Here is a 21532-nt window from a genome sequence, read left to right as displayed (position 1 = left end):
GGTCATATGTTATCGAAAATTGAATAAAAATAAAATATGGAGGGAAATATGGTATATCTAGATTATGCTGCGACAACACCTTATAATAAGGATGTTTTAAAAACATATACACAATTGTTAGAAAAATATTTTTATAATGCTGATAGTATTTATAGCCAAGGAATTGAAGTGAATCGCTTATTAGAAAAATCGAGAGGTTTACTTGCTAAAATGTTAGATGTTGATGAAGAAGAAATGATTTTTACAAGTTGTGGAAGTGAAGCAAACAATATGGCTATTAAAGGAATTGCTTTTCAATATCAAAATAGAGGGAAACATATTATCACAACTTCGATAGAACATTCTTCAGTGTATGAAACATGTAAAGAATTAGAAGAAGTATTTGGATTTGAAGTAACTTATTTACCTGTTGATCATACGGGACATATTCAAATTGATGATTTAAAGAAAAGTATTCGAAATGATACGATTTTAGTGAGTGTCATGTGTATTAATAATGAAGTTGGATCTATTCAACCCATTGAGGAAATAAAAAATGTACTCCAAGATTATCCGCTTGTTAAGTTTCATGTTGATATGGTGCAAGCTTTAGGTAAGATAAAGATAGATTTAAAAGGTATCGACTGTGCATCGTTTTCTGCACATAAAATAAATGGTTTAAAGGGGAGCGGATTGCTTTTTAAAAGAAAATCTACTACTTTAGTACCACTTATTAATGGAGGACAGCAAGAGTTTGGTTTACGTGGAGGAACTAGTAATGCTTGTACGTATATTGTTCTTGCTAAAACTTTAAGATTAGCATTAGAAAATTTTGATCAAAAAGAAAAATATGTTTCGAAATTAAGTAAATATTTAATAAAAGAATTACAGACAATTCCAGATGTTATTATTAACACTGGAGGTAAAGTGTCAAGTCATATTGTTAATTTTTCATGTATTGGTTATAAACCAGAAGTTATTTTGCATGCTTTGGAGGAAAAAGATATTCTTATTTCTACAAGAAGTGCGTGTAGTTCTAAAACAAGTGATGTTTCTAGGGTGATGCAACAATTGCATTTGCCTGATGAAGTTGCAAAAAGTGCTTTGAGAGTAAGTATAAGTGATTTGACAAAAGAAGAAGAAATTGATAAATTTATTTATTGTTTGAAAGAAGTATTAGATTCAATAAAAAAACAGAGGTAAGATATGGAAGCAAATTATATTGTCGTTCGTTTTGGAGAACTTACAACAAAAGGTAAAAATAGAAAATTATTTACACAAAAATTATTAAAAAACACAAAAGAAATTCTTTTTGAATTTCCACAATTACAATATCAATTACAATATGATCGTTTATACATTTATCTAAATGGTGCAAATCATTTGTTAGTCAATGAAAAATTAAAAACAGTTTTTGGTATTCATTCTTTTTCAAATGCCTATAAATTTGAAAAAGATCTAGATGTTGTTAAAGATGCAATTGCTAAAATGATCAACGAAGATACTAAAACAACATTTAAAATCAACACAAAACGTAGTGATAAAACATTTCCTAAAAAGTCACAAGACATTAATAGAGAAATTGCAGGACATGTTTTTCATCATGTAGATAGACAGTTAAAAGTAGATGTTCATCATCCAGAAATGTTGGTTACAGTTGAGATTAGACATGACGCTATTTACGTTATGACAAATATTATCAAAGGTGCAGGTGGATATCCTGTTGGTATTGGTGGAAAGGCATTGTTAATGTTATCGGGTGGAATTGATTCTCCTGTAGCAGGATACTTAACTTTAAAACGTGGTGTCGATATTGAATGTGTTCACTTTGCAGCGCCACCATACACAAATGAATTTGCTAGAGAAAAAGTTTTTGATTTAGTAGATAAATTAAGACATTATACACATGGTCAAATTACAGTTCATGTTGTTAATTTTACAAAATTACAACTTGCAGTTTATGATCATTGTGATGAAAGTTATGCCATGACAGTTATGCGTAGAATGATGTATCGTATTGGAGAAAAACTTGCTATAAAAAATCATTGTTTAGCACTTGTTAACGGTGAAAGTATTGGACAAGTGGCTTCACAAACATTAGATAGTATGAATGTAATCAATCAAGTTATTTCAATTCCGGTATTAAGACCTGTGTTATGTCTTGATAAATTAGAAATTATTGATATTGCTCAAAAAATAGATACTTATGATATTTCTATTAGACCACATGAAGATTGTTGTACAATTTTCACACCTAAAGCACCTGCTACAAAACCAAAAAGTTATAAGGCTGAAGCTTTTGAAGTAACTTTTGATTATGAAACATATGTTAATGAATGTGTAGAAAATGTTGAAACAATTGTTGTTGATGCAAATTATAAAAATGATGAAGATATTTTTTAAAAAAAGCGTATAGTTTTTTATTCCTGATGCAAAATAAAAGTGTCAGGAGGTGACACAACATGGCACAAAGTAATAATAGCAATAGATTAGTTGTACCTGGAGCTCAAAATGCGATCGACCAAATGAAATATGAAATTGCAAATGAATTTGGTGTTAATTTAGGTCCTGATACAACTGCTAGAGCGAATGGCTCTGTTGGTGGAGAAATTACTAAAAGATTAGTTAAAATGGGACAAGAACAAATGTCTCGTTCTTCATATAATAACAAATAGTAATACGAGAATAGTTTTCTTAATAAAAGAGGACTATTCTTTTTTTACGAGCGTTGAAAGAGCTTACATTTTTTTGATAATTTCACTAGAAATATTGTTTTTGTGTACTAAATTATGTACAATATAGTTATATTGCTAGGAGGTAAATTATGGTAAAAGTAATGGCGGTAAACGCAGGAAGTTCCTCTTTAAAATTCCAATTGATCAATATGCCAAGTGAAGAAGTTATCACTTCGGGATTAGTTGAAAGAATTGGACAAGAAGTTGGAAATTTTGTAATTAAAGTAAATGGAGAAAAAATACAAACACAAACACCAATTCCTGATCATCAAGTGGCAGTTGACTTATTATTAAATGCTCTTGTTGATCATCATATTGTTGAAAGTTTGGAAGAAATAGATGCAGTGGGACATCGTGTTGTACATGGAGGAGAAGATTTTGATGATTCTGTAGTCGTTGACGAAGAAGCAGTAAAAAAAGTTGCAGATTTAGCAGAGTTAGCTCCTTTACATAATCCAGCAAATATCATTGGTTATAAAGCATTTAAAGAAGCTTTGCCTGATCATGTAGGACATGTTTTTGTTTTTGATACGGCATTCCATCAAACATTAGATAAAGAAAGATATTTATATCCTTTACCACTTGAATACTATACAGATTTAAAAGTAAGAAAATATGGAGCACATGGGACAAGTCATAAATATGTTTCTCAACAAGCTATTGAAATGTTAGGAAATCCTAAAGAATCAAGAATTATCGTTTGTCATTTAGGAAATGGAGCAAGTGTTTCAGCTGTTCAAGATGGTAAATGTATTGATACATCTATGGGATTTACACCACTTGCAGGTGTAATGATGGGAACACGTTCTGGAGATGTTGATCCTTCAGTTATGCCTTATTTATGTAAAAAATTAAATAAAACAGCAGATGAAGTTTTAGAAATCTATAATAAAAAATCTGGAATGTTAGGAATTTCAGGCATTTCTTCTGATTCTAGAGATATTGAAAATGCCTTATTTAACGAAGGAAATGAACGTGCTTTATTAACCGGTTTATTATATGCACGTATTGTTTCAAAATATATTGGACAATATTACGCTGAATTAGGTGGTTGTGACGCTATTTGCTTTACAGCGGGAGTTGGTGAAAACGCTGCTTATTTAAGACGTTTAATTATTGACAATGTCTCAAGAGCATTTGGTGTTTTCTTAGATGAAGAGCTCAACAGCATTAGAAGTGATGAAAATCGTGTGATTTCACATCAGTATTCTCAAATTAAAGTGATGGTCATTCCAACAAATGAAGAAGTCATGATTGCAAGAGATACAGTTCGTTTGTTAGATTTATAAACCTGTGCAAACAGGTTTTTTCTTTGTCTAAGGTATGTTATTATAAAATAGGGTGAAAATTATGATAGAAAAGATTTTAAATAAAATAGAAGAATATGAATGTATTTGTTTATATCGTCATGTTAATCCGGATTATGATGCTTTTGGGAGTCAATTTGGAATGTATGATTTAATTCAAAATACTTTTGAAAATAAAGAAGTCTATTTTGCAGGTGATTTTTCTTCTGATTTAGTGGCTAAATATCAATTTAATGGAGAAATCAATGAACCGAATTTTGAAAAACCAACTTTAGGAATTGTTTTAGATACAGCTAATCAAGAAAGAATCGATGGTGATATTAGTTTATGTAAAGAAATTATAAAAATTGATCACCATATTGTTGTTGATTCTTATGGAAATTTAAATTTAGAAGATAGTACAGCTTCTTCATGTAGTCAAATAGTGGCTTTGTTTTTAAAAAATAAACGTGTAAAACTTTCAAGCTTTGGAGCTGCAGCTCTTTATATGGGAATTATAGGGGATACAAATAGATTTATGTATTCAGCTACTGATGAGCGTACTTTTGAAGCGGCAATGTATTTATATAATTATGATTTTGATATGCAAGCACTTTATGAAAGAATGTATATGAAGCATGTGAAAGATTTAAAAGTGAATGCTTTTATCCTAAATCATTATATTGAAGATGAGGGTGTTGCTTACTATGTTTTAAAAGATGAAGATTTAAAACATTTAAATATTTCAAGAGAAAGAGGCTCTGATTTTGTTAATTTATTAAGTTCAGTTGATGAATATAAAGTATGGTTAGCTATAACAGAAAATACAAAAGATCATAATTGGCGTGTTTCAATGAGATCGAGACATATTCCTGTTAATGAAATTGCGAATAAATATCGAGGTGGCGGACATGCGTTTGCTTCGGGGGCAACACTTTTATCTTTAGATGAATTATCTTTATTATTAAATGATATCAAGGAGAGAATAAATGAATAATTTTATACAAAGTATCATTGATGAAATAAAAAGACATTTTTCTTCATCTAAAATACAAACAACTAAAAAATGGAGCTATTTAATTCCATTGATTGTCGTTTGTCTTTTAGGTATTATAGGAGAGTATGTTTTATTACTACCAATTCATTATCAATCTCAAACATTTATTTTCCATTTGATTTTTTTAATTGTTATCTTTGTTATTTTACATGCGATATTATTAGGTACATTTGATAAAACATCTAAATATTTAATGTTTGTAGTCGTTGCCTTATTTGTTTATATAGGTGTTGGTTCGGTATATAGTTTGCCTATTTTTCATGCAAAAACATATCAAAATCAATTACAATTAAATAAAAAAGCTGATTTTTATAAAGATAATGAGACGATTTCTTATCAATCAATTCCTGTTGTAGATCGTGAAAGTGCTATTAAACTAGGTGATCGAAAAATGGGACAAATGATAGATTATGTTTCACAGTTTGAAGTAGATGAATCTTATGAACAAATTAATTATCAAGATACTCCTTATCGAGTTACACCATTAGAATATAGTGATTTAATTAAATGGATAACAAATCGAAAAGAAGGCTTACCAGCTTATGTTAAAGTGAATATGGTAAGTCAAGAGTCTGAAGTTGTTGAATTGAAAGAAGGCATGAAATATTCAAAATCTGAACATTTTGGTAGAAATATTAATCGTCATTTAAGGATGAATTATCCTACGAAAATGTTTGAAGAATTAGCTTTTGAAATTAACGATGAAGGTATTCCTTATTGGATTGCTCCTGTATTTGAATATAAAATAGGTCCTTTTGGTGGAAAAGATATTGTTGGAGCAGTTTTAGTAAATGCTATTGATGGTAAGCATAAATATTATGATATTAAAGATATTCCTAATTGGGTAGATCGTGTTTATCCAGCAGAGTTAGTTATTCAACAGTTAGAAAATTATGGAAAATATACACATGGTTATATTAATTCTGTTTTCTCACAAAAAGGTGTGTTACAATCAACAGATGGATATAATTATATTGTTATTGATGATGATGTTTATTTGTACACAGGTCTTACAAGTGTTTCTAAAGATGCAAGTAATGTTGGATTTGCATTAATTAATTTACGTACAAAAGAAGGCAAATATTATCATATTTCTGGAGCAGAAGAATATTCAGCAATGTCTTCGGCAGAAGGAAAGGTACAAAACTTAAAATATAAAGCAACATTTCCAATTTTAGTCAATGCAGGAGGAGAGCCTACTTATTTCCTTTCTTTAAAAGATAGTAGTAATCTTGTTAAGATGTATGCTTTTGTCAGTGTTAAAAATTATCAAATTGTAGCAACAGGAAGTAGTGTATCTGAGGCTGAAAAAGCTTATTATGAGGTTTTATCTCAAAATGGTAAAAGTCATGAAGAATTTGAAGAAAATACTTTAACTGGCAAAATTTCTTCAATTAATAGTGCTGTTAAAGAAGGCAATAGTGTCTATTATTTTAAACTAGAGGGTGATGATCATATTTATATTGCGGATCTGTCCCTTTCTAATTCGTTACCGCTTGTACAAGCTGGCGATGAAGTTGAAATTCAATTTATTTCGAATGAACATCAAAGTGTGGTTATTAGTCAATTTAAAGCTAAATAATTTAAAATAGGAATACGAGTTATTCCTATTTTTTGTAATTTTATGAAATAATTATAATAAATAGAAAAAAAAGAGTGTATTTTTTATAAATATTTATTATAATGATAAAGCATTTTAAGATAAGGGAGAGGTTTAAATAATGATTCAATTTTTCAAAAAAAATATCGAATCTAATAAAAAACTAAGAACATTTGAAATAATTGTTTTATGTTTACTTGTTTTTACTTCAATTGGTTCAGTTTTTTATGGTTTGATGCAAATTCATAAAGACGTAGGAGATCTGCAATATGTTCAATCTGTCATGATGGATAGAGATAAAGATGAAGAAGATTATGATTCGGATAACAAAGTTTGTGATGTCATTTATCGAAAAGGTGATCAAAAACTTGTGGTATCTTATGATTATGAAGATTATGTTAAATTAAATAAAAATTCAATCAAAGCATATGAATTCAAAACAGAAAATGGACAAAATCTTTATTTTGATCATAAAGATGTAAGTCGTCAAGAAGCAAGTCATACTTATAAAGAAATGATGGCAGAAGAAACATTATCTGTTTTCAATTTAGCGAGTGCAACATTTATTTTAATGTTATCTGTTGCGATTATGATGTTATTCTCTAAACAATTTACAACATATGAAAAATCATGGTTTATCTCAATTATGGTGTTAGCTACGATTTTATCTGTGTTATTCCCAGAAGATAGTGCCAATGGTGTAAACGGTATTATCATTATGATTCTTTATTTATTAGATACATTCTTAAATATTTTATGTGAACTACTGATATCTAAACAATCAAGGTATAATTTCTTGGTTTCTGTCTTGGTAGAAATTGTGGAAATTGTTTCTTGTGTTGTTTTAATGTATCGTTTTGCAACAATGGCAACAACTTTATTTTTCTGGTTACCTATTGATATTATTAGTTATATTAACTGGTCTAAACATCGCGATGAAGAAGAAGATGAACTTACAATGGTAAGAAAATTAAAAGGATATCAAGAAGTTTTAGTTATTATTGGTATTATTGTTTGGACAGTTGTTGTAGGTTATTTTATTAGTGGTTTAGATATCGCTACTGATTTTTATAACAATAAAACATTAGAAACAGCTATTATTTATATTGACGCTTGTGCATCAGCAGTTGGAATCGCCAACGGTCTCTTTATTTTCTTTAGATTAAGAGAACAATGGATTGCTTGGTATATATGTGCATTTTTAGAAGCAGTTATTAACATAATGTCAGGACAATATGTTTTACTTCCTTTAAAACTGGGTTATTTTACAAATACAACTTATGGATATATTAAATGGAGTAGATATATCAAAGAACATCAAAATAAAGAAAAAGTATCTTTGTTTTAAAAAATTAATTTAAAATAAAATATTTTCAAAGTACTAAGAGTTTTTCAGGAGTACTTGAGAATGTTGATTGAAACTGTTACAATAGGACGTGTAAAAAATTATTAATAGGAGAGATAGTGTATGGCAATTAGTGCAGGAGATTTTAGAACAGGATTAACTTTAATTATTGATGGTGATCCTTGCCAAGTGTTGGATTTCCAACATGTTAAACCTGGTAAAGGAGCAGCTATTTTAAAAACTAAAATGAGAAACTTGAAAACAGGAGCTATTCAAGAAAAGAACTTCAATGCTTCAACTAAATTTGATCAAGCTAATATTTCTAAAAAAGCAGCTCAATTTTCTTATGAAGCAGATAATATTTTCTACTTCATGGATATGGAAACATATGATACATATGAATTATCTGAAGAACAAGTTGGTTATAATAAATACTTTATTGTCGAAGGAACTGAAGTTTATTTAGTATTCTTTGAAGGATTATTATTAAACGTTTCTGTTTCTGAAAAAGTAGAATTAACTATTGTAGAAACAGATCCAGCTATCAAAGGGGCACCATCTAACCAAACAAAAGACGCTAAAACTGAAACAGGTTTAACTCTTAGAGTTCCTCAATTTATTGAACAAGGTGAAAAAATCGTTGTTTTTTCAGCTGATGGAAAATACGCAGGAAGAGCTTAATAAAGCTCTTTTTTATCATGGGTAAAGTTGTATTAATTACAGGTGGGGCCAAAGGTATTGGTAGAGCCATTGCTTTAGAGTTAGCGAAGAATCAATATGATATTGTTATTAATTATTTAACGTCAAATCAAGAAGCAGAATGTTTAAAAGAACATATTATTCAACAATATCATGTACGTTGTTTGGCTTTAAAAGCAGATGTTTCTAAAGAAGATCAAGTTAAAAAAATGATTCAAGAAATTGATGAACGATTAGGTGGTGTTGATATTTTAATCAATAATGCAGGAATTGATTTATCTAATTTATTTCATTTAAAAACGGCGGATGAGTTTAGAAAGACTTTAGATGTTAATGTTGTGGGGGCTTATAATTGTAGTAAAAGTGTTTCAGCACATATGCTTAAACAAGACTATGGACGTATTATCAATATTTCCTCGACAAATGGCATGAATACATATTATCCTATGTGTATTGATTATGATGCTTCTAAAGCGGCGCTTATTTCTTTAACACACAATTTGGCGTTTGAGTTTGGACCCTATATTCATGTAAATTGTATTGCTCCAGGATTTATTGGTACAGAAAATGAACTTGATGGCTATGATGAAGAATTTTTAAAAGAAGAACAAGAAAAAATTATGGTTAAACGCTATGGCAAACCTGAAGAAGTGGCTTATTTAGTGAAGTTTTTGATTAGTGATGAAGCTAATTTTATCAATAATTCGATTATTCGAATTGATGGTGGACAAATAGGAAGTATGTAAAAAAGACTCAATTGTTGATTCAACAGTTGAGTCTTTTTTTTATTTGTTTTTCATTTGCGTTAAGGCAAGTAAAATAGAAAGCTTACCATATTCGATTGATAAACCACCTTGCATATATAAAGTATAAGGTTCTTTTACAGGGGCATCCGCACTTAATTCAATAGTACTTCCTTGAGTAAAACTTCCACTAGCCATAACTTCATCAAAAGGATAACCAGGCATTGGGGCAGGAAGAACACGTACAAAGGAATCAATTGGACTTGATGATTGGATTCCTTGAGTGAAATTCACTAATTTTTCCTTACTATGTAAATCTAATGTTTGGATAAGGTCTGTTCTTTTTTCGTTATAACGTGGTGATACATGTTCATATCCTAATTTTTCTAACATGTATGAAGTAAAAATAGCTGTTTTTAAAGCATTTTTTACAGCATTAGGAGCCATGAACACACCTTTAAAGAAAGCATTGTTAAGATTAAAGTTAGCGCCTAAGTCTTTACCAATACCAGGGGCAGTAAGTCTTTGTGCGACTTCGTAAACTAAATCTTTTTTACCGGCAACATAACCACCTGTTGGAGCAATTCCACCACCTAAGTTTTTCATTAATGATCCTACAACAATGTCAGCGCCAACATCTCCAGGTTCTTTTGTTTCTACAAGTTCACCATAACAGTTATCAACCATAATGATGACTTCTTGATTAACTTCTCTAATTTTATGAATAATTGATTCTATTTTATCGATTGTAAGTGATAAACGTTGACTATATCCACGAGAGCGTTGAATTTCAACAAGTTTTACATTTTTTTGTTGGAGTCTTTCAACAATACTTTCTTCATCAAATTCATTATCAATTAAATCGATTTGTTCGTAATTTACACCATAGGCTTTTAATGATTGATTTGAATCACCACTTATACCAATCATTTCTTGTAAAGAATCATAAGGTTCACCACTTATAGAAATCATGGTATCACCATGTTTTAATAAAGCAGAAAGAGTTAAATATAATGCATTTGTTCCTGACATGATTTGAGGTCTTACTAAAGCATCTTCACATCCTAAAATAGAAGCAAAAATTCTTTCTAGTTTATCTCTTCCTTCATCATAGTTACCATAACCATTAATATCGGTAAAATCACTATAAGAAACTTGATTTTCTATAAAAGCAGATAAAACTTTATTTGAATTAACAAGGCAAAGTTCATCTACTTGGGCATAAATGTCTTTTAAATCATTATCTGATTGTTTAGCTAAAGCTAATAAATCTTGGTCTATTTTTTCTAATATCATTTTTACATCTCCTTTAATCCTGATATATTATACAATAAATATTTTTTTTGTGTATCTTTATCGACAAACTTCTTAGAAAGTAAATCCCAGTAGATTGTATTATTTTATTGTTTTATGATATAATTTTGAATTGAATTGAGGTGTATAAGATGAAACCAAGGATTTTAGTTGTTGATGATGAACAAGATATTAGAGAGTTGCTTAAATTTTATTTAAATAAAGAAGGCTATGAAGTGATTGAAGCGGCCAATGGTGAAGAAGCATTGACCATTTTTGAAAATGAATATATTGATTTAGGAATTATCGATGTCATGATGCCTAAAATGGATGGCTTTGAACTTGTTGAAAGTATGAAAGAATTTAAAGATGTTCCTTGTATTATGCTTACTGCCAAGGGGGAAAGCAAGGATAAGTTACGTGGCTTTTCTTCAGGGGTTGATGACTATGTTGTTAAACCTTTTGATCCTAATGAATTAATGGCTAGAGTTAAAGCAATTATGAAAAGATATGATATTAATACATCGCATATTGTACGTTTAAATGAAGTTGAATTGGATGGGGATAAATATGAAATCAGATATAAAGATGAATGTATTCATTTGCCACTAAAACAATTTGAATTATTATTTGAACTTGCTAAACATCCTAACCAAATTTTTTCAAGGGAACAGTTGATTGAAAAGATTTGGGGTATGGATTACGATGGGTTTGATCGTACAGTAGATGTCCATATTAAAAGAATTAGAGAAAATATTGGGCATTTACCAGGTTTTAATGTTGTAACAGTTAGAGGATTAGGATACAAAGTTGAGGTAGAGTAGATGAAATCTATTTATTCAAAATTGATTTTTGGCTTTTTTATTACAATCGTAGCTTCCTTTTCAGTAGCAGGTTTTGTATCTTTAAGATTAAATGACCAACAAATTGAATCCACAGTAGAAGAAGATTTGATTACAACAAATGATTATGTTTCTAAAGTGATTTCAAATATTAATATTGAAAATAGGGATGATATTATTGATTTATATGCAAAAAGTAGTGAAATGGCCATAACATGTTATTCAAGCAGTGAAGGCTGTGTTGCTTATGGAAACAAAAAATATAATCCAACACCTGAACAGATGATGGCAATGTTTAAAAGTACAAACAATGAGCTTTCCTTTAAGCATCATAATGAAGTGCTAGCGTATGGTACAAAGAATATGATCAATGGGCAAGAGTATTATATCTATGTTCAAAAAGATACCAGTGGTCAAAAAAGTGCAATTGCTAATTCAGCAATTTTGATTTTGGGGTGTGTTTTTTTAACAGGAAGCATTGTCTTTTTAGTAATTGCCGATATTATTGTTAAACCTTTAACACGTTTAACAAATGCAATCAAAGAACTGAGCAATGGGAATTATAATGTTCGTGTTGATAATGTTGGACAAGATGAAATTTCTAAATTAAATCAAGGATTTAATCAAATGGCGAGGCAACTTGCAAAACAAGATGAAACAAGGCAAAAGTTTATTTCAGATATTTCTCATGAATTTCAAACACCATTGACGTCTATTCAAGGATTTGCCAATATTTTAAAAGAAGAAGACTTGCCAAAAGAACAAAGAGTAAAATATGCGAATATTATTTTATATAATAGTAAAAGATTATCTTCTCTAGCAAAAAATATGTTACAATTGACCTTGCTTGATAGAGAAGAGATTGAATTAGAGTTAACAAATTATTCATTAGTTGAACAAATGAATCGAGTTATTTCTACTCAAGAAAATCAAGCAATGGAAAAAAATATAGAAATTGTCTTTGAGATGCCTAAAAAAGAAATATTTATAGAAGGAGACGAACAACGTTTAGAACAAGTTTGGACCAATATTATTTCAAATGCTATAAAGTATACAAATGAAGGTGGACTCATTACAATTACGATGAAAAAAAATTCTAAAGATATAGAAATTTCTATAGAAGACACGGGTATTGGAATGTCTAAAGAAGTCGTTTCTCATATTTTTGAAAGATTTTATAGAGAAGATAAAGCAAGAAACGTTGAAGGAAATGGACTCGGCTTGGCAATTGTAAAATCTATTGTTGATTTACATCATGGGAAGATAGATATTTTATCTCAAGTAGATGTGGGTACAAATTTTATTGTAAGACTGCCAATTGAAAAACAAAAATTAATTGAAAGATTGAAAAGGTAAGGGGATTAGTATGTTAGAATTAAAAGAAAAGATTTTAAGTGATGGAGAAATTATTGAACCAGATATTTTAAAAGTAGATAGTTTTATTAATCATCAAATTGATCCAAAAACTTATAGATCAATTGCTAAAGAAATTAAAAGAAGATTTGCAGGGGAAAAAATCGATAAGATTTTAACAATTGAAGCATCAGGAATTGCACTGGGATTAGCACTTAGCTATGAATTAAATGATATTCCTGTTGTTTTTGCTAAAAAAGGAACATCTAAAACAGTTAATGATGATTTATATACAAGTGAAGTATATTCATATACTAAAGGAACAAGATATATTGCTTGCGTTAAAAAGAAATATTTAAATGAAAATGAAAATGTGATACTTGTAGATGATTTCTTAGCTGATGGAAATGCAATGCTTGGATTAGTCGATATGTGTAATCAAGCAAAAGCACATATTGTTGGATGCGGTATTATTATTGAAAAAGGATTTCAAAAAGGACATCAAAAATTAGTTGATTTAGGTTATAGAGTAGAATCGCTTGCGATTATTGAATCGTTTGAAAATGGTAAAATAGTTTTCAAATAGGCTAGAAAGGAGCATCTATGTATTTAAAAAAAATAGAATTACATGGATTTAAATCATTTGCAGATAAAGTTAATATAGAATTTCAGCCGGGAATAACAGGAATTGTAGGGCCTAATGGATGTGGAAAATCTAATATTTCGGATGCAGTTAGATGGGTATTGGGTGAGCAATCTGTAAAATCTTTACGTGGAAGTAATATGGCAGATGTTATTTTTGCTGGTTCTCAAGATCGTCGGGCACAAAATTTAGCTGAAGTTACTTTAATATTTGATAATAGTGATCATATGCTCAATTATGACTATAATGAAGTTGAAATTACTAGACGTCTTTATCGACAAGGAAATGAGGCTGAATATCTTTTAAATCGGCAACAATGTCGTTTAAAAGATATTACAGATCTGCTTTTAGATACGGGACTTGGAAGAGATTCGCTTTCTATTATTTCTCAAGGAAATATTTCTAATTTTGCTGATAGTCGTCCTGAAGAAAGACGAGTTATTTTTGAAGAAGCTGCAGGAGTTTCTAAATATAAAAAAAGAAAAATTGAGGCTATTAGAAAATTAGAGAGAACAACGGATAATTTAAATCGTATAAAAGATATTGTTTATGAATTAGAAAAACAAATAGCACCATTAAAAAAACAAAAAGAAAAAGCAGAAGTATTTTTAACGTTGAAGGAAAAACTTACTTCAATCGAAGTAAATGTACTTGTTCATGAAGTTTCGGAATTAAAACATCAACTAGATACGCTATCTTTACAATTAAAAGACCTTAATGAACGACACAGTTCATTAGATGCAGAAATTTTATTGAAAGAAAGTGCTGATGATGAGATAAAAAAGAAAATGTTTGTTTTAGATAATGAAATAAACTCTCTACAAAGTCAATTATTAGAATCGATGTCTGAAGTTTCAAGACTAGAAACAAGTAAAATAGAGGTTGATCAAAAAAGAAAACATGCTTTACAGTCTCAAAACAGTGGTGATATAAAGAAGAAATTAGATAACTTAAAAGCTATTTTGACGGATTTGATTGAAGAATATAATGACCGTGTTGAACGATTAAAAACAACAGAAAAATCTCTTGAAGATTTATCTCAAGAACAAACGGTTTTAACATCCAAAATCAATCATAAACATCAATCTATTAATAATCTTAATCAAGAAATTACGAAAAATAAAAATAGACAAGAAATATTAGTGGATTTAGTAGAAAATAAATCCAATTATCATCATGGTGTCAAGGCTATTATGGAACTTGCTCATGATAATCCGGATATTATTGGTGTTTTTGGAGATTTACTAGAAAATGATTCGAAGTATGATTTAGCGGTTTCTGTTGCTTTAGGAAGTGCTTTGCAATTTATTGTTACGAAAGATAATTTACAAGCTAGATTAGCAATTAAGTTTTTAAAAGATAATAAGGCAGGACGTGCTACTTTTTTACCTTTAGCGGATATGGAACCACGTTCTTTAAGAGAAGAACATGCTATTTTATGTCCAGCTTTAGAAGGTTATTTAGGTGTATTAAGTGATTTTGTTTCAAGTTCTAAAAATATAGATAATGTTATTTTGAATCAATTGGGAAATGTTATTTTAGCTGATGATATTGATCATGCTTATGAAATATCAAAGGCAACATATGCTCGATATAAAGTTGTTACTTTGGATGGAAATATTGTCAATGTTGGAGGTTCACTTACAGGTGGAACAGTTAATCGTCAACAATCATCCATTCTTCAAAAAAGAGAACTAGAAAAAGTTAAAGAAAAATTGGATGAATTAGAACAAAAACTTGTACGTGAAAAGAATGAATTACTTAAACTTGAAAACGATGCTAAAGAATTGGCACATACACTTCTACAAAAACAAATGTCATATGCTAAGTTAGAAGTTGTTGTTCAAGGAAAAAAGGAAGAACTTGTAGTTGCTAAAGGTGAATATGAAAGTTTATCGCATCAAAGCGTTGAATTGGATGAGTTTAAAAGTGGTAAAATTGATAATCAACTTGTTTTACAATTAAATGAAGCCATCAAGCATCGAGATGAATTAACAGAAAAAATAAAATCAAAAAGAGAATTAAGAATGTCCTATGTTAATGAAAATGAGCAATTAGAATCAAAATTGAAAGATTTAAGAAAGATGCTTAAAGACATTCAAGGACAAATTAATGAAAAAGCTATTTTATCTACTAAATATGAAGGATCATTAAATAATTATTTAAGTCGATTATCTAATGAATATTCCATGACTTATGAGTATGCAAGTGAAAATTATCATGATGAAGTAGATATTGAATTTGCTAGAGGAGAGGTTGCTACACTTAGAAATGAAATAGTAGCACTTGGTCATGTTAATATTGATGCTATCGAAGAATATAAAGAAGTTTCATCGCGTTACGAAAATATGAATAGTCAACGACTTGACTTAATACAAGCTCAGGATAAAATAGTACAGGCAATTGATGAAATGGATCAAATTATGATTGAGAAATTTTCAACAACATTTGAAAAGATCAATAAAGAATTTAATAATGTTTTTAGAGAATTATTTGGTGGGGGAAGAGCACAAATCAAATATACTGATCCAGATAATATTTTAGAAACGGGAATTGATATAGATGTACAACCACCAGGAAAAGCTGTGTCGAATATTACATTATTTTCTGGTGGAGAAAAAGCGTTGATTGCAATTTCATGTTTATTTGCTATTTTAAAAGTAAGACCTGTGCCAATGTGTATCTTAGATGAAGTTGAAGCAGCATTGGATATGGCTAATGTTGAAAGATTTGCAAAATTCTTAAGAGAATTTTCTAAACAAACACAATTTATTGTAGTAACACATCGTGAGGGAACGATGGAAGAATGTGATTTGTTATATGGTGCGACGATGCAACAAAAAGGTGTTACAAAACTTGTAAGTGTCAAACTTGAAGAGGCAATAGATTTTTCTAATGAAAATCGTAAGGGAGGTATTTAGATGGGATTTTTTACACAAATAAAAGAAAAATTAGTTGGAAAGTCAACTAAGCAAAATGAAAAATATGTTGTTGGTTTAGATAAATCTTCTGAAACATTTTCAGATCGTATTAATGAATTAGCTGCCCGATTTAGAGAAATCAATGATGAGTATTTTGAAGAATTAGAAAATATTTTAATTATGGCTGATGTTGGTGTTTCGATGGTCATGAAGATTGTATCTGAAATTAAAACAGAAGTAAGAATCAGAAATATAACTGATCCAAGAGAAATTAATGATATTATTGTTGATAAAATGTTTGTTATTTATGCTAATGAAAGTGTTATGTCAACTAAAATCAATTACGCAGCAGAAGGGTTAACTGTTATTTTAATGGTTGGTGTCAATGGTGCTGGAAAAACAACAACGATTGGGAAACTTGCTCATCGTATTGTTCATGATGAAGGTAAAAAAGTCGTTGTTGCTGCGGGTGATACATTTAGAGCAGGAGCAATTGATCAGTTGGCAGTTTGGGCAGAAAGAGTTGGTGTGGATATCGTTAAAGGAAAAGAAGGAGGAGATCCTTCGGCCGTTGTTTTTGATGCTTTAAATAAAGCTAAAGAAACAGGAGCGGATGTTTTAATTTGTGATACAGCAGGTCGTTTACAAAATAAAGTGAATTTAATGAACGAATTGGAAAAAATGAATCGTATTATTAAGCGTGTTGTTCCTGAAGGACCACATGAAACACTTCTTGTTGTAGATGCAACAACAGGACAAAATGGTGTTTCACAAGCTATTGAATTTTCTAAGATTACTGATATTACAGGGATTGTTCTTACAAAAATGGATGGTACTGCTAAAGGTGGAATTGTTTTATCTATTAAAGATCAATTAAATATTCCTGTAAAATTTATTGGTTTAGGTGAACAAGTTGATGATTTACAAGAATTTGACTTAGAACAATATATTTATGGATTATGTAAAGGGTTAGTTGAGGAAGCATAATGGAAAATAGTTTAGAAAAAAAGCAAAGAGTAAATCTTTTGATGGATTTATATGAAGATTTATTAACTGAAAAACAAAGAGAGTATTTAGATTTGTATTATCATGAGGATTTGTCTTTGTCAGAGATATCTTTGATTAAAAATGTTTCTAAAAATGCAGTTTTTGACAATTTAAAAAAAGCTTGTTTACATTTAGAAAATTATGAAGAAAAATTAAATTTATTAGAAAAACATCAAAAAAGACTTGAAATTATAGATGATTTAGAAAAAGATATAAAAGAAGAACATAAAAATATTGATGAACATTTACAAATGTTAAGAGATTTATAGGAGGTATATATGGCGTTTGATTCGTTATCTGAAAGATTGCAGTCAACTTTAAAAAAGGTATCTGGACAAGGTCAGTTGACTGAAAGTAATATGGAAGAGATGTTGACAGAAATTCGACTTGCTTTACTTGAAGCTGATGTCAACTATCAAGTTGTAAAAGAGTTCATTGCATCAACAAAAGAAAAAGCAATTGGTGCAGATGTCGTAGGTTCATTAAAACCTGGGCAAGTTTTAGTTAAAATTGTACACGATGAATTAGTACATTTATTAGGTGATGAGGTTTCAGAAGTTGATTTTAGTAAAAAACCAACAGTTATTATGATGGTAGGGTTACAAGGTTCTGGGAAAACAACAACTTCTGGGAAAATTGCTAAATTAATTAAGACAAAATATGCTAAAAAACCATTATTGGTTGCAGGAGATATTTATCGTCCAGCAGCCGTTGATCAATTGGTAACATTAGGAAAGCAATTAGATGTGCCTGTTTATGAAAAAGGAACATCTGAAAGTGCTGAAAATATTGTTAAAGGTGCTATGAATTATGCGGCTTTAAATAATAATGATGTTATTATTATTGATACGGCAGGACGTTTGCACATTGATGAACCTTTAATGCAAGAACTAGCAAATGTTAAAGAAATTGCAAAACCTGATGAAATTTTACTTGTTGTAGATTCATTGACAGGTCAGGATATTGTCAATGTAGCTGCTTCATTTAATGAAAAATTAAGTATTACAGGAGCTGTGCTTACTAAATTAGATGGTGATTCTCGTGGTGGGGGAGCACTTTCTATTAGACATATTACGCATGTTCCAATTAAATTTATTGGTACAGGTGAAAAATTAGATGCTATTGATTTATTCTACCCAGATCGTATGGCAGATCGTATCTTAGGAATGGGTGATGTAGTCTCTTTAGTTGAAAAAGTTCAAGATGTCTATGATGAAAAAGAAACAATGAAAGCTATGAAAAAAATGCAATCTGGACGTTTTGGATTGGATGATATGCTTGATCAAATGCATCAATTAAAGAAGTTAGGTCCACTTTCAGGAATTTTGAAAATGATTCCTGGTATGCCATCTATGCCTAATTTAAACGATGAAACAACAGATAAGAGAATGAAAGAAACAGAGTCTATTATTTATTCTATGACTTTAGAAGAACGTCGTGATCCAAGTATTATTACATTATCTAGAAAACAACGTATTGCTAAAGGATGTGGTAAAGATTTAGCAGCTATTAATAGATTATTAAAACAATTTGAACAATCTAAACAAATGATGAAACAAATGTCAAATATGGATATGGCAACAGGACTTCCAAAAATGGGAGGAGGTCACTTTGTAGGTGGTCCAAATCGTAAAAAAGTACGTCATAAAAAGAAAAAGAAAAAATAATGAAAGGTGTCAAGCAAAAATGCTTGACACCTGTTTCTATCTATGTTAAATTATACAAGCAATAAGAAAACAAGGAGGAAATATAAATGGCAGTAAAATTAAGAATGACAAGAATGGGTGCTAAAAAAAGACCTTTCTATAGAATCGTAGCAGCTGATTCAAGATCACCAAGAGATGGTAGATTTATTGAATTATTAGGTACATATAATCCATGTACTAATCCAGCTCAAGTTAACTTAAAAGAAGAAGAAATCTTAAAATGGTTAAACAATGGTGCTCAACCATCTGATACAGTTAGAAACTTATTATCTAAACAAGGTATCATGAAAAAATTTGCTGATTCAAAACAAGGTAAATAATTATGGATTATGTAAAAACACTAAAAGATATAGCGATTGAATTAGTTGAGGATAAAGAACATTTAGAAGTAAGGCAAATGCCTTCTTTAGATGAGAATGTTGTTGTTTTACATGTTTATTCAGCAAAAAATGACATTGCAAAATTAATCGGTCGTAAAGGTGTTATGGCTAATTCTATTCGTCAATTAATGTCTGTTGCAGGACGTCTTTCTGATAAAAAATTAGATATTAAATTCGAATCATATGAATAGATGTGTTTTACACATCTATTTTTTTTGGAGGTTATATGGAAAAATTAAAAATTGGAAAAATTGTTGGAACGCATGCACTTAAAGGAGAACTTAAAATACGTTCTTTTAGTGATTTCAATGATCAAAGATTTGTTGTGGGACATAAGCTTTACTTAAATGAAATTGTAGACCCTTTTATCATCAAAACTGTAAGAGTTCATAAAGGAAATTATTTAATCAGTTTTGAGGGATTACAAGATATTAATCTAGTAGAAAAATATGTTGGTTATAATGTTTATGGTTTAAAAGAAGATGTTGAATTAGATGATGATGAATATTTTTACGATGATTTAATTGGTTGTCAGATCATTAATAATGATCAAGAAATTGGAAAAGTAGAATCTGTTTATTTTAATGGTGCACATGATGTTTTAACTGTACAAACAGCAAATAAAAAGATTGCTATTCCATATGTTGATGCATTTATTGAAAATGAAGATATTGAAAATAAAAAAATATTTGTTCATTTGATTAAGGGAATGTATGATGAAGATTGATATTTTATCATTATTTCCAGAAATGTTTGAAGGCTTTTTAAATACCTCAATTATCAAAAGAGCTATAGATAAAGAAGTTGTTGATATTAAGATTCATAATTTTAGAGAATTCACTCAAGATAAGCATAAACATGTAGATGATTATCCTTATGGAGGAGGACAGGGAATGGTGTTGATGTGTCAGCCAATCATTGATTGCTTAAAAACATTAACAACGGATGATTCACTTGTTATTTTAATGTCTCCTCAAGGGATTACTTTAAAGCATCAAGTAGCACAAAAGCTTTCATTAGAAAAGCATCTTATTATTATTTGTGGACATTATGAAGGATTTGATGAAAGAATTCGTGATTATGTTGATTTAGAATTGTCTATTGGTGATTATGTACTAACTGGTGGTGAACTAGGAAGTATGGTTACTTGTGATGCGGTAATAAGATTACTTGAAGGAGCTATTCGTCAAGAAAGCCATGAAGATGATTCATTTGCAGATGGATTATTAGAATACCCACAATATACAAGACCAATAGAATATGATGGAAATAGAGTGCCTGACGTATTGGTCTCTGGTCATCATGAAAATATTCGTAAATGGAGAAAATACCAATCTCTAAAGAAAACCTATTTAAAGAGACCAGATTTATTAGAAAATTATGAATTTGATGAAGAATCGGCAAATATGTTGACAAAAATTAAAAAAAAGAGTTGATATTTTTTTGAACGATGTTATAATAGCATAGGTCAATGTGACTGCATATGTTCCGCTGGTTAATCGAATGAACATACAAGACTATAAATGAAAAGGAGAAGAAAGATGAATTTAACATTAGTAGAACAAATTACTAAAAAACAATTAAAATCTGATATCCCTGTTTTCAAAGCTGGAGACACTTTAAAAGTTTATGTAAAAATTAAAGAAGGTAATAAATACCGTATCCAATTATTTGAAGGGGTTTGTATCGCAAGACAAGGTAAAGGAATTGCTGAAACTTTCACAGTTAGAAAAATTTCTTACCAAGTTGGTGTAGAAAGAACTTTCCCAGTTCATTCACCAATCATCGATAGAATCGAAGTTGCTAAAGTTGGTAAAGTACGTAGAGCTAAATTAAATTACTTACGTGGTTTATCTGGTAAAGCTGCTAGAATCAAAGAAATTAGAAAATAAGAAATGGGTAA

Annotated in this window: 22 protein-coding genes; 21 read left to right on the top strand and 1 reads right to left on the bottom strand. The window is 29.7% G+C overall.

The features are described from left to right. The first annotated feature begins 48 nt into the window (after positions 1-48). From HUU89_RS02745 to HUU89_RS02705, 9 genes are all read left to right on the top strand, one after another. Positions 49-1182 (top strand): cysteine desulfurase family protein, encoded by a 1134-nt coding sequence (locus HUU89_RS02745; RefSeq protein WP_175300926.1) that lies wholly within the window; start codon positions 49-51, stop codon positions 1180-1182. Between the two features lie 3 nt (positions 1183-1185). Then, positions 1186-2382: a tRNA uracil 4-sulfurtransferase ThiI gene (gene thiI / locus HUU89_RS02740; RefSeq protein ID WP_119363426.1), complete on the top strand. Its 1197-nt coding sequence runs from the start codon at positions 1186-1188 to the stop codon at positions 2380-2382. Between the two features lie 59 nt (positions 2383-2441). Continuing rightward, positions 2442-2654, top strand: a complete 213-nt coding sequence (locus tag HUU89_RS02735) for an alpha/beta-type small acid-soluble spore protein (protein ID WP_022001496.1) — start codon at positions 2442-2444, stop codon at positions 2652-2654. A gap of 149 nt (positions 2655-2803) precedes the next feature. Continuing rightward, positions 2804-4003, top strand: a complete 1200-nt coding sequence (locus HUU89_RS02730; protein ID WP_022001497.1) for an acetate/propionate family kinase — start codon at positions 2804-2806, stop codon at positions 4001-4003. A 61-nt stretch (positions 4004-4064) separates the two neighbouring features. Next, a complete protein-coding gene (locus HUU89_RS02725) occupies positions 4065-4997 on the top strand; it encodes a DHH family phosphoesterase (protein WP_119363424.1) in 933 nt (310 codons plus the stop codon). After that, positions 4990-6639, top strand: a complete 1650-nt coding sequence (locus tag HUU89_RS02720) for a CPBP family intramembrane glutamic endopeptidase (protein WP_175300925.1) — start codon at positions 4990-4992, stop codon at positions 6637-6639. The genes HUU89_RS02725 and HUU89_RS02720 overlap by 8 nt, the downstream gene beginning before the upstream one ends. Positions 6640-6778: 139 nt before the next feature. Then, positions 6779-8005 (top strand): nicotinamide riboside transporter PnuC, encoded by a 1227-nt coding sequence (gene pnuC / locus HUU89_RS02715; RefSeq protein ID WP_175300924.1) that lies wholly within the window; start codon positions 6779-6781, stop codon positions 8003-8005. Positions 8006-8125: 120 nt separating this feature from the next. Beyond that, positions 8126-8683: an elongation factor P gene (gene efp / locus HUU89_RS02710; RefSeq protein WP_175300923.1), complete on the top strand. Its 558-nt coding sequence runs from the start codon at positions 8126-8128 to the stop codon at positions 8681-8683. 17 nt (positions 8684-8700) lie between these two features. Next, entirely contained in the window at positions 8701-9447 is a 747-nt protein-coding gene (locus HUU89_RS02705) for an SDR family NAD(P)-dependent oxidoreductase (protein ID WP_147580236.1), read from the top strand. Between the two features lie 39 nt (positions 9448-9486). On the opposite strand, the gene HUU89_RS02700 is transcribed toward HUU89_RS02705, so the two are convergent. Further along, positions 9487-10740: an aminotransferase class I/II-fold pyridoxal phosphate-dependent enzyme gene (locus HUU89_RS02700; protein WP_175300922.1), complete on the bottom strand. Its 1254-nt coding sequence runs from the start codon at positions 10738-10740 to the stop codon at positions 9487-9489. Between the two features lie 149 nt (positions 10741-10889). Here HUU89_RS02700 and HUU89_RS02695 point away from each other — a divergent pair, with 149 nt between their 5' ends. The 12 genes from HUU89_RS02695 to rplS all read left to right on the top strand — a co-directional run bounded on the left by HUU89_RS02695 (position 10890) and on the right by rplS (position 21521). Further along, positions 10890-11561 (top strand): response regulator transcription factor, encoded by a 672-nt coding sequence (locus HUU89_RS02695; protein WP_032090107.1) that lies wholly within the window; start codon positions 10890-10892, stop codon positions 11559-11561. After that, complete coding sequence (locus HUU89_RS02690) at positions 11562-12935, top strand: ATP-binding protein (protein ID WP_175300921.1); 1374 nt, start codon at positions 11562-11564, stop codon at positions 12933-12935. It begins immediately after the preceding gene. Positions 12936-12945: 10 nt separating this feature from the next. Further along, positions 12946-13518, top strand: a complete 573-nt coding sequence (locus HUU89_RS02685) for a xanthine phosphoribosyltransferase (protein WP_032090105.1) — start codon at positions 12946-12948, stop codon at positions 13516-13518. Between the two features lie 17 nt (positions 13519-13535). After that, positions 13536-16496 (top strand): chromosome segregation protein SMC, encoded by a 2961-nt coding sequence (locus tag HUU89_RS02680; RefSeq protein WP_175300920.1) that lies wholly within the window; start codon positions 13536-13538, stop codon positions 16494-16496. Then, the gene (gene ftsY / locus HUU89_RS02675) at positions 16497-17483 is read left to right on the top strand and encodes a signal recognition particle-docking protein FtsY (RefSeq protein WP_032090103.1); all 987 of its coding nucleotides are present in this window, start codon (positions 16497-16499) and stop codon (positions 17481-17483) included. Further along, positions 17483-17812 (top strand): YlxM family DNA-binding protein, encoded by a 330-nt coding sequence (ylxM, locus tag HUU89_RS02670; protein ID WP_022001509.1) that lies wholly within the window; start codon positions 17483-17485, stop codon positions 17810-17812. The genes ftsY and ylxM overlap by 1 nt, the downstream gene beginning before the upstream one ends. 9 nt (positions 17813-17821) lie before the next feature. Beyond that, on the top strand, positions 17822-19210 hold the full coding sequence (gene ffh / locus HUU89_RS02665) for a signal recognition particle protein (protein WP_032090102.1): 1389 nt from the start codon (positions 17822-17824) through the stop codon (positions 19208-19210). A gap of 86 nt (positions 19211-19296) precedes the next feature. Beyond that, positions 19297-19569 carry a 30S ribosomal protein S16 gene (gene rpsP / locus HUU89_RS02660; protein WP_022001511.1) on the top strand — a complete coding sequence of 91 codons (273 nt, stop codon included), beginning with the start codon at positions 19297-19299 and terminating at the stop codon, positions 19567-19569. 2 nt (positions 19570-19571) lie between these two features. After that, positions 19572-19820 (top strand): KH domain-containing protein, encoded by a 249-nt coding sequence (locus HUU89_RS02655; protein WP_022001512.1) that lies wholly within the window; start codon positions 19572-19574, stop codon positions 19818-19820. A 35-nt stretch (positions 19821-19855) separates the two neighbouring features. Beyond that, positions 19856-20356, top strand: coding sequence for a ribosome maturation factor RimM (gene rimM, locus HUU89_RS02650; protein WP_147580241.1), 501 nt, complete (start codon positions 19856-19858; stop codon positions 20354-20356). Next, a complete protein-coding gene (gene trmD / locus HUU89_RS02645) occupies positions 20346-21065 on the top strand; it encodes a tRNA (guanosine(37)-N1)-methyltransferase TrmD (protein WP_022001514.1) in 720 nt (239 codons plus the stop codon). Before rimM ends, trmD begins: the two co-directional genes overlap by 11 nt. Before the next feature lie 105 nt (positions 21066-21170). Beyond that, positions 21171-21521, top strand: coding sequence for a 50S ribosomal protein L19 (gene rplS, locus HUU89_RS02640; protein ID WP_022001515.1), 351 nt, complete (start codon positions 21171-21173; stop codon positions 21519-21521). The last annotated feature ends 11 nt before the right edge of the window (positions 21522-21532 follow it).

It is taken from the genome of Faecalibacillus sp. H12, from assembly GCF_013361255.1.
Lineage (GTDB): Bacteria > Bacillota_I > Bacilli_A > Erysipelotrichales > Coprobacillaceae > Faecalibacillus > Faecalibacillus intestinalis.
Note: the sequence above shows the minus strand (reverse complement) of the source record. Positions and strands in the feature narration are given on the sequence as shown.

Excerpts from the sequence above, each read along its gene's own strand:
- HUU89_RS02720 (WP_175300925.1), top strand. The coding sequence starts at position 4,990 with ATGAATAATTTTATACAAAGTATCATTGATGAAATAAAAAGACATTTT.
- HUU89_RS02705 (WP_147580236.1), top strand. The coding sequence starts at position 8,701 with ATGGGTAAAGTTGTATTAATTACAGGTGGGGCCAAAGGTATTGGTAGA.
- HUU89_RS02685 (WP_032090105.1), top strand. The coding sequence starts at position 12,946 with ATGTTAGAATTAAAAGAAAAGATTTTAAGTGATGGAGAAATTATTGAA.
- HUU89_RS02690 (WP_175300921.1), top strand. The coding sequence starts at position 11,562 with ATGAAATCTATTTATTCAAAATTGATTTTTGGCTTTTTTATTACAATC.
- ylxM (WP_022001509.1), top strand. The coding sequence starts at position 17,483 with ATGGAAAATAGTTTAGAAAAAAAGCAAAGAGTAAATCTTTTGATGGAT.
- rimM (WP_147580241.1), top strand. The coding sequence starts at position 19,856 with ATGGAAAAATTAAAAATTGGAAAAATTGTTGGAACGCATGCACTTAAA.
- HUU89_RS02725 (WP_119363424.1), top strand. The coding sequence starts at position 4,065 with ATGATAGAAAAGATTTTAAATAAAATAGAAGAATATGAATGTATTTGT.
- HUU89_RS02730 (WP_022001497.1), top strand. The coding sequence starts at position 2,804 with ATGGTAAAAGTAATGGCGGTAAACGCAGGAAGTTCCTCTTTAAAATTC.
- HUU89_RS02700 (WP_175300922.1), bottom strand. The coding sequence starts at position 10,740 with ATGATATTAGAAAAAATAGACCAAGATTTATTAGCTTTAGCTAAACAA.
- efp (WP_175300923.1), top strand. The coding sequence starts at position 8,126 with ATGGCAATTAGTGCAGGAGATTTTAGAACAGGATTAACTTTAATTATT.
- ftsY (WP_032090103.1), top strand. The coding sequence starts at position 16,497 with ATGGGATTTTTTACACAAATAAAAGAAAAATTAGTTGGAAAGTCAACT.
- HUU89_RS02680 (WP_175300920.1), top strand. The coding sequence starts at position 13,536 with ATGTATTTAAAAAAAATAGAATTACATGGATTTAAATCATTTGCAGAT.
- HUU89_RS02745 (WP_175300926.1), top strand. The coding sequence starts at position 49 with ATGGTATATCTAGATTATGCTGCGACAACACCTTATAATAAGGATGTT.
- rpsP (WP_022001511.1), top strand. The coding sequence starts at position 19,297 with ATGGCAGTAAAATTAAGAATGACAAGAATGGGTGCTAAAAAAAGACCT.
- thiI (WP_119363426.1), top strand. The coding sequence starts at position 1,186 with ATGGAAGCAAATTATATTGTCGTTCGTTTTGGAGAACTTACAACAAAA.
- ffh (WP_032090102.1), top strand. The coding sequence starts at position 17,822 with ATGGCGTTTGATTCGTTATCTGAAAGATTGCAGTCAACTTTAAAAAAG.
- rplS (WP_022001515.1), top strand. The coding sequence starts at position 21,171 with ATGAATTTAACATTAGTAGAACAAATTACTAAAAAACAATTAAAATCT.
- pnuC (WP_175300924.1), top strand. The coding sequence starts at position 6,779 with ATGATTCAATTTTTCAAAAAAAATATCGAATCTAATAAAAAACTAAGA.
- HUU89_RS02655 (WP_022001512.1), top strand. The coding sequence starts at position 19,572 with ATGGATTATGTAAAAACACTAAAAGATATAGCGATTGAATTAGTTGAG.
- HUU89_RS02695 (WP_032090107.1), top strand. The coding sequence starts at position 10,890 with ATGAAACCAAGGATTTTAGTTGTTGATGATGAACAAGATATTAGAGAG.
- trmD (WP_022001514.1), top strand. The coding sequence starts at position 20,346 with ATGAAGATTGATATTTTATCATTATTTCCAGAAATGTTTGAAGGCTTT.
- HUU89_RS02735 (WP_022001496.1), top strand. The coding sequence starts at position 2,442 with ATGGCACAAAGTAATAATAGCAATAGATTAGTTGTACCTGGAGCTCAA.